The following is an 822-nucleotide window of genomic DNA, read 5'->3' as shown; positions in this document are numbered from 1 at the left end:
ACCGGCAGCAGCCGGGTCAAGCGCGGCATGGCCGAGATGCTGAAGGGCGGCGTCATCATGGACGTGGTCACGCCCGAACAGGCCCGCATCGCCGAGGACGCCGGTGCGGTCGCCGTGATGGCGCTGGAACGCGTGCCGGCGGACATCCGTGCCCAGGGCGGGGTTTCCCGGATGTCGGATCCGGACATGATCGACGGGATCATCGAGGCCGTGTCCATCCCGGTGATGGCCAAGGCGCGGATCGGGCACTTCGTCGAGGCGCAGGTGCTGCAGTCCCTGGGCGTGGACTACATCGACGAGTCCGAGGTGCTCACCCCGGCCGACTACGCCAACCACATCGACAAGTGGGCCTTCACCGTGCCCTTCGTGTGCGGGGCGACGAACCTGGGCGAGGCCCTGCGCCGGATCACCGAGGGCGCGGCGATGATCCGCTCCAAGGGCGAGGCCGGCACCGGGGATGTCTCCAACGCCACCGGGCACATGCGCGCCATCCGCGCCGGGATCGCCCGCCTGACCACCCTGGCGCCGGACGAGCTCTACGTGGCGGCCAAGGAACTGGCCGCCCCGTACGAGCTGGTCAGGGAGATCGCCGCAACCGGCACGCTGCCGGTGGTGCTCTTCACCGCCGGGGGCATCGCCACCCCGGCGGACGCGGCGATGATGATGCAGCTGGGCGCGGACGGGGTGTTCGTCGGGTCCGGGATCTTCAAGTCCGGCAACCCGGCCGAGCGGGCCGCGGCGATCGTGAAGGCGACCACCTTCTTCGACGACCCGGACGTGATCGCCAAGGTCTCCCGCGGCCTGGGCGAGGCCATGGTCGGC

1 protein-coding gene is annotated in these 822 nt (G+C 70.9%); it reads left to right on the top strand.

What is annotated here, in order from left to right; all coding sequences use genetic code 11:
• Window positions 1-822, top strand: an 822-nt coding sequence (gene pdxS, locus ACFQ36_RS23055) for a pyridoxal 5'-phosphate synthase lyase subunit PdxS (protein ID WP_377017934.1), incomplete at both ends; no start/stop codon positions are given.

The sequence above is a fragment of the Arthrobacter sp. GCM10027362 genome (assembly GCF_042679445.1).
Lineage (GTDB): Bacteria > Actinomycetota > Actinomycetes > Actinomycetales > Micrococcaceae > Crystallibacter.
The sequence above is the reverse complement of the archived record's forward strand: the minus strand, read 5'-3'. Positions and strand labels throughout refer to the sequence as shown.